Origin of the sequence: Herbaspirillum sp. NPDC101396 (assembly GCF_044767365.1) — a bacterium.
In the GTDB taxonomy this organism is placed as follows: Bacteria; Pseudomonadota; Gammaproteobacteria; order Burkholderiales; family Burkholderiaceae_D; genus Herbaspirillum.
On sequence record NZ_JBIWNT010000006.1, the window covers coordinates 246,990 to 263,059 of the forward strand.

Below are 16,070 nucleotides of genomic sequence, written 5' to 3' on the forward strand. Positions count from 1 at the left end.
CTCGGCTATCTGTTATTAAAATAATTTCGACAGTTTAGCGCAAGGATTCGGCCGTCGCCGGACGCCCCGATTTTTAGCAAACGATAAATATCCCGAGACTCGTCGCGGTCCATGCCGATGACTTTCGAGCGGCCGCTTGGCATCCGTCAAGGAAAGCAGAATATCTGCACAATCCGGCCCGAAAGCATTGCCTCACACCATGCCGCAAAACTATATTCGCAGCGCCGATCACCGCATCGCGATGTTCCCGTCCGCAGCAGCCCGCCCCTCTATCCAGACAGCCAGTCAGTTTCGCGCAGCGCGCCATCGTTCCGGCGTGGTCGGTCCTGATCGTCACTCACCACTGGGATTTCCATGTCTATCTACATCAAGAGCAAGAAATACGGCGCCGCCGGCCGTCTGGTCACTTTACGTTCGTCATTGGCGGTGTCGACGCTGGCGCTGGCCGCACCATTCAACGTCGCCGCAGAAAGCCTGCCCGAGGTCAATGTCAACGAGCGCAACGAGTCTTACAAGGCCGAGCGCGTCAGCTCACCCAAGTTCACGCAGCCGCTGGTCGATACTACGCAGACCATCACCGTCATCAAGAAGGAACTGCTGCAATCGCAACTGGCGACCACGCTCACCGAAGCACTGCAAAACAGCGCGGGCGTGGGCACCTTCAGCACCGGTGAAAACGGCAGCACCGCCACGGGCGACTCGATCTTCATGCGCGGCTTCAGCACCGCCAATAGCATCTTCGTCGACAACATCCGCGACCTCGGCGGCGTGTCGCGCGACCTGTTCAACATCGAGCAGGTCGAAGTGGTCAAAGGCCCGGCTGGCGCCGACAACGGTCGCGGTGCACCGACCGGTTACATCAACATGGTGACCAAGCAACCGATGCCGGAGAACGCCTATTCCGGAACCGCGACCTACGGCACCGGCGACCAGAAGCGCATCACCGCCGATCTCAACCGGCATATCGACGGTCTCAACGGCGCCGCCTTCCGGCTCAATCTGCTCAAGCAGGACAGCGGCGTCCCCGGCCGCGACCGCGTGCAGAACAATCGCTGGGGCGTTGCGCCGTCGTTTGCCTTCGGGCTTGGCACACCGACGCGGGTCGTGTTCAGCTATCTGCATCTGGACCGCGACAACGTGCCCGACACGGGTTTGCCGACCATCGGCACGCCGGGCTTCTTCAACGCCACGACCGCCGGCAAGAATGCACCGCCGGTGGCGCGCAGCAATTACTACGGCCTGGCCTCGGACTACGACAAGAGCACCAGCGACATGTTCACCGCCCGTATCGAACATGACGTTAACCCTGGTCTTAGCATCCGTAACACCACGCGCTACGGCAAAACGAAACAGAACTCGCTGATGGCGGCGCCGTACATCGTCGACGGCAGTAACGTCAATCCAGCCAACTGGACGGTGTCGCGCATCCTGCAAATCGTCGATAGGGAAAACGAAATCCTGACCAACCAGACCAACGCGGTGATCAAATTCGAGACCGGCAACGTTAAGCACGCAGTCACGACCGGCATCGAGTTCATTCGTGAAAAGCAGACCAGCATCGGCTACGGTGGCACAGGTCTGAATGCAGTCGCGGCCTCCAATGTCTATGCGCCCAATCCCAACGCGCCGGCCAGCGGCAATCCGGTATTGAACGGTACGCGCGTCGATGGCAGCACCAACACCATCGGTGTCTATCTGTTCGACACGCTGGAGCTCAATCCGGCCTTCCAGATCAACGCAGGTATTCGTCTGGATCGCTACAGCACCGACTACAGCAGCATCGCGTTGTCCACCCTCGCCAGCAATCCCGGCTTGCCGGTCGGGACATTGGTGCCGACCACACTGAGCAAATCCGACACCTTGCTCAACTGGAAAATCGGCGCCCTGTACAAGCCGGCGCCCAATGGCAGCATCTACATCGCCTACGCGACCTCGCAGCAGCCGCCCGGCGGCGCTGCATTTGCACTGAGCAGCAGCGGCGCCAGCGCCGACAACCCCAACTTCGCGCCGCAAAAAACCAGCACCACGGAAATCGGCAGCAAATGGGAAGTGTTCGACAAGAAGCTGTTGCTCGCGACGGCGTTGTTCCGCACCGAAGTCAGCAATGAAGTCAAACAGGATCCGGTCACCACCACGCTCTATACGCAAACCGGCAAGAAGCGCGTCGACGGCATCGAGCTTTCGGCCTCGGGAGAAATCACGCGCGCCTGGTCGGTCAACGCCAGCGCTGCGCTGATGAACGCCAAGATCATCAGCGGCACCACCAACCCGGCTGCGACTTCGAATCAGAACAATGCCGCCATGAGCTTCTCGCCGAAAAAGACCCTGACGCTGTGGACTACCTACCTGCTGCCGTCCGGCTTTACCGTCGGCGGCGGCGTGCGTTATGTCGACACGATGGCGCGCACCGCCAGTACTACCATCAGCGGCGCCACGAACACGCCGTATGCACAGAGCTACTGGGTGGCCGACGCCATGGCCGCGTATCAGTTCAGCAAGAACGCCACGGTGCAGCTGAACTTGTACAACCTGGCCAACCAGCGTTATGCGGCTTCCATCAACAACAGCGGTGCGCGGTACATCCCCGGGACGGAGCGCTCCGCAAAGCTCAGCCTGAATCTGGCGTATTGAGTCGCCTATCCGTTTCGGGAGCAACAGCCCCGCCGGTGACGGCGGGGTTTGTCATTAAACCGCCTCTTCTTCAATCACGATAAAAGGAGCACAGCGTGCTGCTGCACATCCCGCAAGTTCTCAGCGCCGATCAAGTGGCGTTGATCCGCAAGCAACTCGACGCCGCCGACTGGAGCGACGGACGCGCCACGGTCGGTTCGCAGGGCGCGCGCGTCAAGCGCAACCGGCAGTTGCCCGAACAATCCGCCGTCGGCGGGGAACTGACCCGCATCGTCATGGCGGCGCTGGCCGCTCATCCGACTTTCTTCGCCGCCGCCTTGCCGGCGCGCACCATGCCGCCGCTGTTCAATCGCTATGAAGGCGGCGAGCAGTACGGCGTGCACATCGACGGCGCCGTCCGCAACGTGGCGGGCACGGCGCCCGGCATTGACTATCAATTACGCACCGACGTCTCGTCGACGCTGTTCCTGAGCGAGCCTGAGGACTACGACGGCGGCGAACTGGTGGTGCATGACACCTACGGCGCGCACGAAGTAAAACTGCCGGCCGGCGACCTGATCCTGTATCCCTCAAGCAGCCGCCACGAAGTTACTGCCGTCACGCGCGGCTGCCGCATGAGTGCTTTCTTCTGGACCCAGAGCATGATCCGCGACGACCAGCGGCGCGGCATGCTGTACGAACTGGATCAGGCCATCCACACGTTGCGGCAAAGGCATGGCGATAGCGATGAAACCGTGGTGCTGGCGGGCCACTATCACAACCTGTTGCGCCTCTGGGCCGAAACGTGAGCGTTCGGAGATTGACCAGACGGTCGGTCAAATCAGCATGATGATGCGCGTGTTCATGCAATTTACGAACTAAGAAATGCGAAATGCTTCGTTCTGCAAAAACACGGATTTTGATTTAATGGCCCATCATTAATCTTGTCTGCGCTCGCCGCGCTCTGTGCAATTTTCTGCGGCGCGGTCAATCTCGCGGAGCCATTCCATCATGTCAGCGGTCATCGACCAGTCGATCGCGGGCGCAGCCGTCTCTACTTCCCGTGCGCCGGCGCACCGCATACTCAGTGAAACAGAAGCCATCGAGACCGCGCACAAGCTGGCGCAGGAATTTGCCGTCGAGGCGGCTGAACGCGACCAGCAACGGCGTCTGCCGCATGCGGAGATCGAGCGCTTCTCTTCCAGCGGACTGTGGGCCATCACCGTGCCCAAGGCCTACGGCGGCATCGGCGCGTCGTGGGTGACACTGGCCGAAGTGGTCAGGATCATCTCCGCCGCCGACCCGTCCATCGGGCAGATTCCGCAAAACCATTTCGGCATCCTCAACGTGCTGGCGCAAACCGCCACGGAAAGCCAGAAGCACTACTTCTACAGCGAAGTCCTGAACGGCGCACGCTTCGGCAACGCCGGGCCGGAGCGCACCAGCAAGAACGTGCTCGACATCCGCACCCGCATCACCAAGGATCCCGGCAGCGTCGACTATCTGCTCAACGGCACGCGCTTCTATTCCACCGGCGCGCTGTACGCCGACTGGGTGCCGACACGTGCGCTCGACGATGACGGCAAGAGCGTGTTCGTGTTCGCCGGACGCCATGCGCCGGGCCTGAGCGTGGTCGACGACTGGTCCGGCTTCGGCCAGCGCACCACCGCCAGCGGCACTGTGATTTTCGACAACGTGCGCCTGTCTGCGGGGCACGTCGTGCCTCTGCATCAATTGGCTGAACAAGCCAACAACATCGGACCGGTGGCGCAGCTGATCCAGGCCGCCATCGACGCCGGCATCGCGCAAGCGGCGGTGGACGATGCGGTCGCCTTCATCCGCCAACGTTCACGCCCCTGGGCTGACAGCGGCGTCGAGCGCGCCGGCGACGATCCCTTGACGATCAACCAGATCGGCGACCTCAAGATCCGCCTGCACGCCGCCGAGGCCTTGCTCGAACGCGCCGCACGCACGCTCGACAACTCGCCGCTGCCGATCAGCTACGAGCAGATGGCGCAAGCCTCGGTCGCCGTGGCGGAAGCCAAAGTGCTGACGACGGAAATCGCGTTGCACGCCAGCGAAAAATTGTTCGAGCTGGCCGGCACGCAATCGACCTTGTCCGCACACGATCTCGACCGTCACTGGCGCAATGCGCGCGTGCACACGCTACACGATCCGGTGCGCTGGAAGTACCACGCCGTCGGTAATTACTACCTCAACGACGCGCCGCCGCCGCGTCATAACTGGTCCTGATTCCGTTTTCAGAACATCTCTCCGAAAGCATTCCCATGAGCCAATCCGCTATCGCTGCCGCAGCAGCAATCTCCACGGAACACGCCACCGAGCCACGCATCGTCGCGCGCATCCGCGATGACGCCGAAGCATTGGCCGTCGCCCGCAAGCTGGCCGTCGAACTGGCGCGTGAAGCCTCGCAGCGCGACCGCGAACGCCGGCTGCCATGGGCGGAGCTGGACCGCTACGTGCGCTCCGGCCTGTGGGGCATCTCGGTGCCGAAGGAATACGGCGGCGCCGGCGTCTCCTACGTCACGCTGGCCCAGGTCACGGCCATCATTGCCGAAGCCGACGGCTCGCTCGGCCAGATTCCGCAAAACCATTTCTACGCGGTCGAAATCATCCGCGTCAACGGCAGCGATGCACAGAAGCGCTTCTACTTCGAGCGTGTATTGCAGGGCGACCGCTTCGGCAACGCACTGGCCGAGATCGGCACCAAGAATTCCGCCGAGCGCAAGACGCGCCTGACCAAAGACGGCGCCGACTACCGCATCAACGGCCGCAAGTTCTACGCTACCGGCGCGCTGTACGCCGACTGGGTGCCGACTTCGGCCATCGACGACGACGGCGTGCAGCAACTGGCGCTGGTGCCGCGCAATGCGCAGGGACTGAGCATCGTCGACGACTGGTCCGGCTTCGGCCAGCGCACCACCGGCAGCGGTTCGGCGATCTTCGACAACGTCCGTGTGGACGGCGGTGCGGTGCTGGGATTCCAGGCTTCGTTCGATCGTCCGACCACAGTCGGTCCGCTGGCGCAATTGCTGCACGCGGCCATCGATCTCGGCATCGCGCGCGCTGCCTATGCCGACCTGATCAGCTTCGTCTCGACGCGTTCGCGCCCATGGATCGACAGCGGGGTCGAACGCGCCAGTGATGACCCCTTGACCATCCGTGAAGTCGGCGATCTCACCGTGCAATTGCACGCGGCAGAAGCGCTGGTGGACCGCGCCGGCGCCAGGGTCGACATCGCCGCCGCCGATTCCAATGCCGACACCGTAGCGGCTGCATCGATCGCCGTGGCCGAATCGCGCGTGCTCACCAACAATGTCTCGCTGGCCGCCGGCAGCAAGCTGTTCGAACTGGCCGGCACGCAGTCGACGCTGGCCGAAAACAATCTTGATCGTCACTGGCGCAACGCGCGTACCCATACGCTGCACGATCCGGTGCGCTGGAAATATCACGCCATCGGCAACTACTACCTCAACGACAAGAAGCCGCCGCGTCACGGCGCGCTCTGAACGTTCTGATTTTGAATTCTTCGTCTACACAACAAGAAAAGACCTCCATGCGTAATCGCTTCATCGTTTCCCTGATCCCGGGTTTGCTGGCTGCGGCATTGCCGTTCCTGGTGGCGGCACAGACACCGAAGTCCGGCGGCACCCTGGTCGCCATCGTCCAGCCCGAACCGGTCACGCTGACCGGCGCGGTCAACACCGCCCAGCCGACCTCGCTGATCGCCACCAACGTCTACGACGGCCTGCTGTCCTACGACAACGACCTCAAGCCGCACGGCCAGCTGGCCGAAAGCTGGGAAGTGTCGAAGGACGGCCTCGCCATCACCTTCCACCTGCGCAAAGGCGTCAAGTGGCACGACGGCAAACCGTTCACTTCGGCCGACGTCAAGTGGTCGGTGGAGAACGTCTGGAAGACCATCCACCCGCGCAACAAGGCCATCCTGGTCAATCTGACTCAGGTCGATGCGCCGGACGCCAACACCGCCATTTTCCGTTTCACCAAGCCTTCATTGGCGCTGTTGTCGACGCTCAATTCGTGGGGCGCGCCGGTGTTGCCGAAGCATCTGTATGAAGGCACCGACGTGCTGAACAATCCGAACAACAACAAGCCGGTCGGCACCGGTCCGTTCGTGTTCAAGGAATGGAGCCGCGGCAACTACATCACGCTCGAGCGCAATCCGAATTACTGGGAGAAGGGCAAGCCCTACCTCGACAAGATCATCTTCAAGGTCGTGCCTGACGCCGGCGCGCGCGCCGCCACGCTGGAAAACGGCGACGCACAATACGCCGTCTTCAGCCCGGTGCCGCCGAAAGAAGCCCAACGCCTGGCCGACTCCGGCAAGGTCAAGGTCGAAACCAACGGCTACCAATGGTCGTCGCCGGTGCTCTATCTCGACTACAACCTCGGCAACAAATACCTGAAGGACGTGCGCGTGCGTCGCGCCATTGCCCACGCGGCCAATCTGGAAGGCTTGAACAAGGTGGTCTGGTACGGCTACGGCAAGCCGTCGGTGAGCATCGTGCCGACCACGCTGTCGCAGTTCTTCGACAACACCGTGCCGCGTTATCCGTACGACACCAAGAAGGCCGAGGCGCTGCTCGATGAAGCCGGCTTCCCGCGCGGCGCCGACGGCGTGCGCTTCACCATCAGCAACGACTACCTGCCGTACGGCGACGACTATCGCCGCACCGCCGAGTACCTGAAGCAATCACTCAAACGCGTCGGCATCGAAGTCAACATCCGTAGCCAGGACACGGCCGCCTTCACCAAGCGCGTCTACGGCGACCGCGATTTCGACACCGCGATTACGTGGAACGCGTCCTTCCCCGATCCGCAGATCGGCCTCACGCGCATGTACTGGTCGGGCTGGGTCGGCAAGAACATCCCGTGGACCAATAGCTCCGGCTACAGCAATCCGGAGGTCGATCGCGTGATCGAACAGGCGCAGGGTGCCGCCACGCAAGCCGAACGCATTGCGCTGTTCAAGAAATTCCAGCAGATCACGCAGACCGAATTGCCGACCCTGCCGCTGATCGAGCTGCACTTCTTCACCGTGCATTCGCCGCGTCTCAAGGGCATCACGCAGGACGGCGACCAGTCGCAGGGTTCGCTGAAGAACGCCTGGCTGGAATCGGCCAAGGCTGCGCAATAACAATAAAACAACGACAAAACAACGAGGGAAAACAGAACATGAACAAGACTGTATTCAAACTGCTGGCGGCCACGGCCATCACGTTGGCCTTCAATGCGAGCGCGTTTGCCCAGACGCGCGGCGGCACGCTGACCGCGATCATTCAGCCTGAGCCTGTGATCCTGACCTCGGCATTGAACACCGCAGCGCCGACCGGCTTCTTCAGCGCCAACGTGTTCGACGGCCTGGTGGAATACGACAACGACTTCAAGCTGCGGCCCGCGCTGGCGGAGAGCTGGGACGTCTCCAAGGACAGCAAGACGCTGACCTTCCATCTGCGCAAGGGCGTCAAGTGGCATGACGGCAAGCCGTTCACGTCGGCCGACGTCAAGTGGACGCTGGAGAATGTCTGGAAAAAATTCCACCCGCGCAACCAGATCATCTACGGCACCGTCACCAGCGTCGACACGCCGGACGACTACACCGTCATCATCCGCTTCAGCGAACCGTCGCTGGCCGTGCTGAGCTCGCTCAACAGCAACGGCGCGCAAGTGCTGCCCAAGCATTTGTACGAAGGCACCGACATCCTTAACAATCCGTACAACAACAAGCCGGTCGGCACCGGCCCGTTCGTGTTCAAGGAATGGAGCCGCGGCAACTACATCACGCTGGAACGCAATCCCAACTATTGGGACAAGACCAAGGGCGTGAGCAAGCCTTACCTCGACAAGATCATCTTCAAGGTCGTGCCTGATGCCGGCGCGCGCGCCGCTGCGCTGGAAAAGGGCGAAGCGCAATATGCGCCGTTCTCGCCGGTGCCGCTGAAGGACGCCGAGCGTCTCGCCAAACTGCCCGGCCTCAAGCTGGAAACACGCGGCTACGACTGGATCTCGCCGTGGCTGTTCCTCGACGTCAACGTCGATCGTCCTTACTTCAAGGATGCGCGCGTGCGCCAGGCGCTGGCTTACGCGATCGACCTGAACGCCTTCAATAAGGTGGTCTGGTACGGCTTCGGCAAACCGGCGGTCAGCCCGGTGGTATCGACGCTCAAGCAGTTCCACACCGACGACGTGCCTAAGTATGGCTACGATCCGAAGAAGGCCGAAGCGCTGCTCGATGAAGCCGGCTTCAAGCGCGGCGCCGACGGCACCCGCCTGCGCATCAACCTCGACTACCTGCCTTACGGCGACGACTACAAGCGCAGCGGCGAATACATCAAGCAAGCGCTCAAACGCATCGGCATCGACGTCAACGTCCGTGCGCAAGACACGCCGACCTACACCAAGCGCGTCTACGGCGACCGTGACTATGACTTGTCGGTGGTGTGGTTCGCCGGCTTTGCCGATCCGCTGGTGGGCGTGACGCGCGCCTATTGGAGCGATTCGGTCGGCAAGAACATCCCGTGGAGCAATGGCTCCGGTTACCGCAGCGCCGAAGCCGACAAACTGATCGAACAAGCCCAATCCTCGGCCAGCCAGAGCGAACGCGTCGCGCTGTTCAAGAAACTGCAGCAACGCGTGCAGACCGATCTGCCATCGATCCCGCTGCTTGAGCTGCACTTCTTCACCATCCAGGCCGCCAACCTGAAGGACACCGTTGCCGGCGTCGACCAGATCTACAGCTCGCTCAAGAACGCCTGGTTCGACAGCGCGCCCAAGGTCGCCAACGCGGCGCAAGCTGCAGCATCGGCCACACCACAGGCCGCCAAATGAAGATCAGCAACATCGTCGTGCGCCGCCTGCTGCAACTGGTCAGCGTGGCGCTCGGCGTAACCATCATCAATTTCTTCCTGCTGCAACTGGCGCCGGGCGACGCCGCTCAGGTGCTGGCAGGGGAGGCCGGTGCGGCGACGCCGGAATACATGGCGGCGCTGCGGGCGCAGTTCGGCCTCGACCAGCCACTGCCGGTGCAGTTCTGGAAGTACCTACTCAACCTCGCGCATTTCAATCTCGGCTACTCGTTCCGCCATGGCATGCCGGTGGCGCAACTGATCGCCGAACGCGTGCCGGCGACTTTGCTGCTGATGGGCGCGAGCATTCTGTTCGCGGTCGTGGCCGGCGCCACGCTGGGAGCGATCGCCGCCTATCGTGCGGGACGCATTGCCGACGTCGTGATTTCGACGCTGGCGCTGGTGTTCTTCGCCACGCCGCTGTTCTGGATCGGCCTGATGCTGGTGGTGGTGTTCTCGGTCTGGCTCGACTGGCTGCCGGTCGGCGGCATGTTCACGATCGAGGCCGGCTACACCGGCTGGAAATACATCGTCGACGTCGCCCGTCACCTGGTATTGCCGGCGGTGACGCTGGGCCTGTTCTACATGGCGGTGTACACGCGCCTGATGCGCGCCACCATGGTCGAAGTGCGGCGTCAGGATTTCGTGCGCACCGCCGTCGCCAAGGGCGCGCGACCGCCGCGCGTGCTGTTCGCGCACGTGCTGAGGAACGCCTTGCTGCCGCTGGTCACGATGCTGGGCGTGCAGGTCAGCTCCATCATCGGCGGCGCGGTGTTGGTGGAAACCGTGTTTTCCTGGCCCGGTCTGGGACGGCTGGCGTTCGAGGCTCTGTTCCAGCGCGACTTCAATCTGCTGCTCGGCATTTTGCTGTGCAGCTCCATCGTCGTGATCGTGGTGAACTGGGTGGTCGACTTTGTCTATACCCGTCTCGATCCGCGCATCCGTTTTGCCTGAATGGTTTTGCCTAATAAGCTGAAAGTGAATCTGCAATGAGCGAACTTGTTTCCACGCTGGCGATTACTCCGGCCACTACCGCCGACGCACCTGCCAGCCTGATCGCCGCACCGACCACGCGCGGCTGGTTCGCGCGCCTGCTGCGTTCGCCGTCGGCGCTGGTCGGCGGCGTGCTGTTGTTGCTGGTGGTGCTGATGGCGCTGTCGTCGCCCTTGCTGTTTCCGGGCGATCCGCTGGACATGGTGGCCGAGCCTTTCCTGCATCCCGGCGTCGACGCTGCGCATTTGCTCGGCAGCGACATGCTCGGTCGCGATCTGTTGAGCGGCATCTTCCATGGCGCGCGCGTGTCGCTGCTGATCGCGGTCGTGTCGACCCTGCTTGCGCTGGTGCTGGGCATCAGCGGCGGTTTGCTGGCAGGTTACTACGGCGGCCTGGCCGATGCGGTGCTGATGCGCGTGACGGAATTCTTCCAGACCATTCCGTCCTTCCTGTTCGCACTGGCGATCGTGGCGGTGGTGCAGCCGACCCTGGTGACGATTGCGCTGGCCATCGGCGTGACCGCCTGGCCGAGCCTGGCGCGGCTGGTGCGCGCCGAAGTGCTCAAGCTGCGCCACAGCGAAATGGTGCAGGCCAGCGCCGCCCTCGGCGCCACCGATCTGCGCATCATGCTGCGTGACATCTTGCCCAACACGCTGACGCCGATCCTGGTGTCGACTTCGCTGATGGTGGCCACCGCCATCCTTACCGAATCCAGCCTGGCCTTTCTCGGCCTGGGCGATCCCAATGCGGTGAGCTGGGGCAACATGGTCGGCTCCGGCCGTGAAGTGATCCGCACCGACTGGTACATCACGACGATTCCGGGCATCGCGATCGTGATCACGGTGCTGGCATTGAATTTATTAGGCGACGGATTGGCCGACGTGCTCGATCCGCGCGACAGAAAATAGGAGAAACACCATGGCACGCGTATCCACTCTGCTTTCCAATCAACTGCCCGAGGGGCCGGCCCGCACGATCTTCGAGAAGGTCGAAAACGAATACGGCGCCTTCGGCAACATGCTCGGCGTGCTGGCGCATCGTCCGGCCTCGATCGAGCACATCTATGGCCTGCTGTTGCAGTTTGCCGCCGAAGGCAATATCTCCAAGCTGCATCTGGAGATCGTGCTGGTCACCGCCTCCAAGGCCAACGAATGCAGCTACTGCGTCTCGCACCATGCACCCAAGCTGGTAGCGCAGCACGTGTCGGCGGAGACGGTCGAGCACATCCTCGACGCCGACGTGCCTGGCCTCGGCGCGGTTGAATTGCTGGTGCGCGACTATGCGCTGGCGGTCACGCGCCAACGCGTCGGCGACAGCCTGGTGACGCGCCTGCGTGAGCATTTCTCGGAATCGCAGATCGTCGAACTGACCTTGCGCGCCGCACTGTGCGCCTTCTTCGCGCGCTTCAACGAAGCGCTCGACGTTCAGCTCGAACCCGAATACGTGACCGCGGATGCAGCATGAGTAAAAAGGAAATTCGCCTCAACGCATTCAACATGAATTGCGTGAACCACATCAACCACGGCTTGTGGACGCATCCGCGCGACCGCTCGCAGGATTACACCGACATCGCTTACTGGACCGACCTGGCCAAGCTGCTGGAGCGCGGCAAGTTCGACGGCTTGTTCCTGGCCGACATCGTCGGCGTCTATGACGTCTACCAGAACTCGGTCGACATCACGCTGCGCGAGTCGATCCAGTTGCCGGTCAACGATCCGTTGCTGCTGATTTCGGCGATGGGTTTCGTCACCGAGCATCTTGGCTTCGGCATCACCGCCAATCTGACTTACGAAGCGCCGTTCCTGTTTGCCCGGCGCATGTCCACGCTGGACCATCTGACCAAGGGCCGCGTCGGCTGGAACATCGTCACCGGCTACCTCGACAGCGCCGCGCGCGCGATGGGCCTGTCGGAGCAGCTGGAACACGACCAGCGCTACGACCGTGCCGACGAATTCATGGAGGTAGTCTACAAGTTGTGGGAAGGCAGCTGGGAAGACGACGCCGTCATCCGCGACCGCCAGAAGCGCATCTACGCGCAGCCGGACAAGGTGCACAAGATCCACCACAGCGGCGACTACTACAAGGTCGAGGGCTACCACCTCAGCGAACCGTCGCGCCAGCGCACGCCGGTGCTGTACCAGGCCGGTTCGTCCGGTCGCGGCCAGGCCTTCGGCGCGCGCCATGCGGAATGCGTGTTCGTGTCCGGCCAGAGCAAGGAGGCCGTGCGCAAGCTGGTCACCGGCATCCGCGAAGGCGCGGTGCGTGAAGGTCGCCGGGCGGATGACGTCAAGATCTTCATGGGCCTGACCGTGGTGGTTGCGCCGACCGAAAAGGAAGCGCGCGAAAAGTACACCGAATACGCACGCTACGCCAGTCCCGAAGCCGGACTCGCGCATTTCTCCAGCGGCACCGGCATTGATTTCTCGCAGTACGAACTGGACGAGCCGATCCGCCAGGTCAAGACCAACTCCATCGAATCGCTGGTCAAGACCGTGACCAATCCCGAGCTCAACTGGACCAAGCGCAAGCTGCTGGAACAACTGGAACTGGGCGGCCGCTACGCCACCATCGTCGGCTCGCCGCAGCAGGTGGCGGATGAACTGGAAGCGTGGATACGCGAGACCGACATCGACGGTTTCAATCTCACGCGCACGGTCACGCCGGAGAGCTTCGAAGCCTTCGTCGACCTGGTGATTCCGGAGCTGCAGACGCGAGGTTCCTACAAGCATGAGTATGCGCCGGGCACTTTGCGCGAGAAGTTGTTTACCGGCAGCGGCGCACGCCTGCCGCAGCAGCACGCAGGTGCGAGCTATCGTACGAATAAACGCACCGACGTGCCTGCATGAGCACAAGCATCACCACAGAAAGAACCCCATGAGCCAGCTCCTCGACATCCGCAACCTCAACGTGTCCTTCCCCGGCCACGACGCCGTGAAGGATCTCAGCTTCGGCATCGCCGCCGGCGAGACGCTGGCGCTGGTGGGCGAATCCGGTTGCGGCAAGTCGACCACGGCGTTGTCGCTGCTGCGCCTGCTGCCGGCGAGCGCGCAGGTGTCGGGCAACATCGTGTTCGAAGGACGCGACTTGCAGGCGCTGCCGGAGGAAGAGATCTGCGCGCTGCGCGGCAATGCGATTTCGATGATCTTCCAGGAGCCGATGACCTCGCTCAATCCGGTGCTGACCATCGGCCAGCAAGTGGTCGAGGCGATCCGCCTGCATCAACCGCTGTCGCCGCAGGCCGCGAAAGCGCGCGCGATCGAGTTGCTGGAGCTGGTGCGCATCCCGGAGCCGCAGCGTCGCTTCAATGACTATCCGCATAATCTCTCCGGCGGTCAGCGCCAGCGCGTGATGATCGCGATGGCGGTGTCCTGCCACCCGCGCTTGCTGGTGGCAGATGAACCGACCACCGCACTGGACGTCACCATCCAGGCGCAGATCCTTGAGTTGCTGGGCCAGCTGCGCCGCGACCTGTCGATGGCGGTGCTGCTGATCACGCACGACCTGGCCGTGGTTGAGCAATGGGCCGACCGTGTCGCCGTCATGTACGGCGGCCGCAAAGTGGAGGAGGCGAACAGCGCCATCCTGTTTGAACGTCCGCAGCATCCTTACACGCGCGGCCTGCTCGGCGCGTCCTTGCAGATGGAGCAGGACTACCACTACCGCGACGGCCGCCTGCCCGAAATCCGCACCGAGATCGAAGACGGCGAACGCATCTTCACATTGACCGAGCGAGCGCATGCGCAGCCGCTGCCGCCGCTGGATCCGGATGCAAAAGCCTTGCTGTCGCTGCAGGATGTCCATACTCATTACCGTTCACGCAACGGCGTGGTGCACGCGGTCAAGGGCGTGTCGTTCGATATCGCCGCCGGTGAATCGGTGGGCCTGGTCGGTGAATCCGGCTGCGGCAAATCGACGCTGTCGAAGACCATCGTGCGCCTGGTCGATTCCAGCGCCGGCAAGATCCTGCTCGACGGCGACGATATCGCCCAGCTCGACGGCGCACGCCTGCGTCCGTATCGCCGCCGCGTACAGATGATTTTCCAGGACCCGTACGCCTCGCTCAATCCGCGCCACACGGTGGCCGAAATCCTTGATGCTGCGCTGGTGATCCATGACGTCAGGGACAAGAGCGAGCGTCGTCGCCGCATCGAGCAGATCGTCGACCTGGTCGGCCTGCCGCAGCGCGCCTTGCGCAGCTATCCGCATCAGTTCTCCGGCGGCCAGCGCCAGCGCATCGGCATCGCGCGTGCACTGGTGCTGAAGCCGGCGCTGGTGATCTGCGACGAGCCGGTATCGGCGCTCGACGTCTCGGTGCAGGCGCAGATCCTGAACCTGCTGGTCGACCTCAAGCGTGAATTCGGCCTATCGTATCTGTTCATCTCGCACGACTTGTCGGTGGTGCGCTACATCGCCGACAAGGTGCTGGTGATGAACGGCGGGCGCATCGTCGAGTCGGGCGATCACAACAGCATCTGGCAGTCGCCGCAGCATGACTACACGCGGTCATTGATTGCCGCCGTGCCTTCTGCCGCCGCGCGCAGGCAGGTGCAGGAAGCGCCACGCGAGTTGCTGATCGCCTGATTGATCGTCTGACTTTTTGCGCGATTGGAAAGCGCATATTCAAGCGCCAAAAGATTCGTTTTGTTCGTGGTGGGCGGCAGATAAATTAGCGCTATTTGAGGATGATTCATGGCGCGATTTTTCACCCGTGTGCTGACGGCTGGTTTTGACGGTTTATTGTTGGCGAGCGTTGCAACAATTTTTTCCGCGACTGCCGCGGCGCAGGACAAGACCTTGAAGGTCGGCGTCACCAGCGGTCCGCACGCGCAGATTTTTGAAGTGGTCAAGCGCGTCTTCGAGCGTAGCAATCCCGGCTACAAGATCCAGATCGTCGAGTTCAACGACTACATCCAGCCGGACGCCGCGCTCGATGCCGGCGAGCTGGACGCCAACAGTTTCCAGCATCGTCCCTTCCTCAACGCACAGATCAAGACGCGCGGCTACAAGCTGTTCGGCACCGGGCGCACCTTCATCGGGCCGATGGCGATCTACTCCAAGAAATATCGCAGTCTGAATGACATTCCGGCCGGTGCCAAGATCGGGATTCCGAATGATCCGGCTAACGAGAGTCGGGTCTTGTTGCTGTTGCAGAAGCATGGGGTGATCAAGCTGCGTGCGGGGATCGATCCCTTGACCGGCGTCAATGCGACGCCGATCGATATTGTCGAGAATCCTAAGAAGTGGAAATTCATCGAGATCGATGCGGCACAGTTGCCGCGCACTTTAGACGATCTGGATGCGTCGGCGGTGAATGCCGACTATGCGGCGAAGGCTGGTTTGCATCCGGTGCGCGACAGTCTGGTCGTGGAGAATGGGGATAGTCCTTATGCTTGCCTGATTGCGGTGCGGGAGAAGGATAAGGATCAGGTTTGGCTGCCCAAGCTGGTGAAGGCTTATCAGTCGGATGAGGTGAAGAAGTTTATTGATTCGGAGTTCAAGGGTGGAATTTTGGCGGCCTGGTGATGGCGTCGGTTGTTCCTTCGGGCTGGTCGTTTAATAAGTTGTGTGTGTCTTCGGACG

General features: G+C 62.2%; 12 protein-coding genes. All 12 read left to right on the forward strand.

Annotation, left to right across the window (positions count from 1 at the left end; all coding sequences use genetic code 11):
- Nucleotides 1-354 precede the first annotated feature (354 nt).
- The 12 genes from ACIROY_RS21180 to ACIROY_RS21235 all read left to right on the forward strand — a co-directional run bounded on the left by ACIROY_RS21180 (nucleotide 355) and on the right by ACIROY_RS21235 (nucleotide 16,013).
- Nucleotides 355-2,631 (forward strand): catecholate siderophore receptor Fiu, encoded by a 2,277-nt coding sequence (locus ACIROY_RS21180; protein WP_402344028.1) that lies wholly within the window; start codon nucleotides 355-357, stop codon nucleotides 2,629-2,631.
- 95 nt (nucleotides 2,632-2,726) lie between these two features.
- Nucleotides 2,727-3,419 carry a Fe2+-dependent dioxygenase gene (locus tag ACIROY_RS21185; protein WP_402344031.1) on the forward strand — a complete coding sequence of 231 codons (693 nt, stop codon included), beginning with the start codon at nucleotides 2,727-2,729 and terminating at the stop codon, nucleotides 3,417-3,419.
- Nucleotides 3,420-3,621: 202 nt separating this feature from the next.
- The gene (locus tag ACIROY_RS21190) at nucleotides 3,622-4,863 is read left to right on the forward strand and encodes an SfnB family sulfur acquisition oxidoreductase (protein ID WP_402344034.1); all 1,242 of its coding nucleotides are present in this window, start codon (nucleotides 3,622-3,624) and stop codon (nucleotides 4,861-4,863) included.
- Between the two features lie 35 nt (nucleotides 4,864-4,898).
- The gene (locus tag ACIROY_RS21195; protein WP_402277825.1) at nucleotides 4,899-6,140 is read left to right on the forward strand and encodes an SfnB family sulfur acquisition oxidoreductase; all 1,242 of its coding nucleotides are present in this window, start codon (nucleotides 4,899-4,901) and stop codon (nucleotides 6,138-6,140) included.
- 47 nt (nucleotides 6,141-6,187) lie between these two features.
- Nucleotides 6,188-7,789 (forward strand): ABC transporter substrate-binding protein, encoded by a 1,602-nt coding sequence (locus tag ACIROY_RS21200; RefSeq protein WP_402277824.1) that lies wholly within the window; start codon nucleotides 6,188-6,190, stop codon nucleotides 7,787-7,789.
- A 38-nt stretch (nucleotides 7,790-7,827) separates the two neighbouring features.
- Nucleotides 7,828-9,480 (forward strand): ABC transporter substrate-binding protein, encoded by a 1,653-nt coding sequence (locus tag ACIROY_RS21205; protein ID WP_402344037.1) that lies wholly within the window; start codon nucleotides 7,828-7,830, stop codon nucleotides 9,478-9,480.
- Nucleotides 9,477-10,451: an ABC transporter permease gene (locus tag ACIROY_RS21210; RefSeq protein WP_402344040.1), complete on the forward strand. Its 975-nt coding sequence runs from the start codon at nucleotides 9,477-9,479 to the stop codon at nucleotides 10,449-10,451. The genes ACIROY_RS21205 and ACIROY_RS21210 overlap by 4 nt, the downstream gene beginning before the upstream one ends.
- Nucleotides 10,452-10,486: 35 nt before the next feature.
- A complete protein-coding gene (locus ACIROY_RS21215) occupies nucleotides 10,487-11,398 on the forward strand; it encodes an ABC transporter permease (RefSeq protein WP_402344043.1) in 912 nt (303 codons plus the stop codon).
- A gap of 10 nt (nucleotides 11,399-11,408) precedes the next feature.
- Nucleotides 11,409-11,954: a carboxymuconolactone decarboxylase family protein gene (locus tag ACIROY_RS21220; RefSeq protein WP_402344046.1), complete on the forward strand. Its 546-nt coding sequence runs from the start codon at nucleotides 11,409-11,411 to the stop codon at nucleotides 11,952-11,954.
- On the forward strand, nucleotides 11,951-13,336 hold the full coding sequence (locus ACIROY_RS21225; protein ID WP_402344048.1) for an LLM class flavin-dependent oxidoreductase: 1,386 nt from the start codon (nucleotides 11,951-11,953) through the stop codon (nucleotides 13,334-13,336). Before ACIROY_RS21220 ends, ACIROY_RS21225 begins: the two co-directional genes overlap by 4 nt.
- 28 nt (nucleotides 13,337-13,364) lie before the next feature.
- A complete protein-coding gene (locus tag ACIROY_RS21230) occupies nucleotides 13,365-15,071 on the forward strand; it encodes an ABC transporter ATP-binding protein (RefSeq protein ID WP_402344051.1) in 1,707 nt (568 codons plus the stop codon).
- A 108-nt stretch (nucleotides 15,072-15,179) separates the two neighbouring features.
- Nucleotides 15,180-16,013 carry a MetQ/NlpA family ABC transporter substrate-binding protein gene (locus ACIROY_RS21235; protein ID WP_402344054.1) on the forward strand — a complete coding sequence of 278 codons (834 nt, stop codon included), beginning with the start codon at nucleotides 15,180-15,182 and terminating at the stop codon, nucleotides 16,011-16,013.
- The last annotated feature ends 57 nt before the right edge of the window (nucleotides 16,014-16,070 follow it).

Coding starts and splice junctions, on each gene's coding strand:
- ACIROY_RS21180 (WP_402344028.1), top strand. CDS start 355: ATGTCTATCTACATCAAGAGCAAGAAATACGGCGCCGCCGGCCGTCTG.
- ACIROY_RS21190 (WP_402344034.1), top strand. CDS start 3,622: ATGTCAGCGGTCATCGACCAGTCGATCGCGGGCGCAGCCGTCTCTACT.
- ACIROY_RS21195 (WP_402277825.1), top strand. CDS start 4,899: ATGAGCCAATCCGCTATCGCTGCCGCAGCAGCAATCTCCACGGAACAC.
- ACIROY_RS21200 (WP_402277824.1), top strand. CDS start 6,188: ATGCGTAATCGCTTCATCGTTTCCCTGATCCCGGGTTTGCTGGCTGCG.
- ACIROY_RS21205 (WP_402344037.1), top strand. CDS start 7,828: ATGAACAAGACTGTATTCAAACTGCTGGCGGCCACGGCCATCACGTTG.
- ACIROY_RS21210 (WP_402344040.1), top strand. CDS start 9,477: ATGAAGATCAGCAACATCGTCGTGCGCCGCCTGCTGCAACTGGTCAGC.
- ACIROY_RS21215 (WP_402344043.1), top strand. CDS start 10,487: ATGAGCGAACTTGTTTCCACGCTGGCGATTACTCCGGCCACTACCGCC.
- ACIROY_RS21220 (WP_402344046.1), top strand. CDS start 11,409: ATGGCACGCGTATCCACTCTGCTTTCCAATCAACTGCCCGAGGGGCCG.
- ACIROY_RS21225 (WP_402344048.1), top strand. CDS start 11,951: ATGAGTAAAAAGGAAATTCGCCTCAACGCATTCAACATGAATTGCGTG.
- ACIROY_RS21230 (WP_402344051.1), top strand. CDS start 13,365: ATGAGCCAGCTCCTCGACATCCGCAACCTCAACGTGTCCTTCCCCGGC.
- ACIROY_RS21235 (WP_402344054.1), top strand. CDS start 15,180: ATGGCGCGATTTTTCACCCGTGTGCTGACGGCTGGTTTTGACGGTTTA.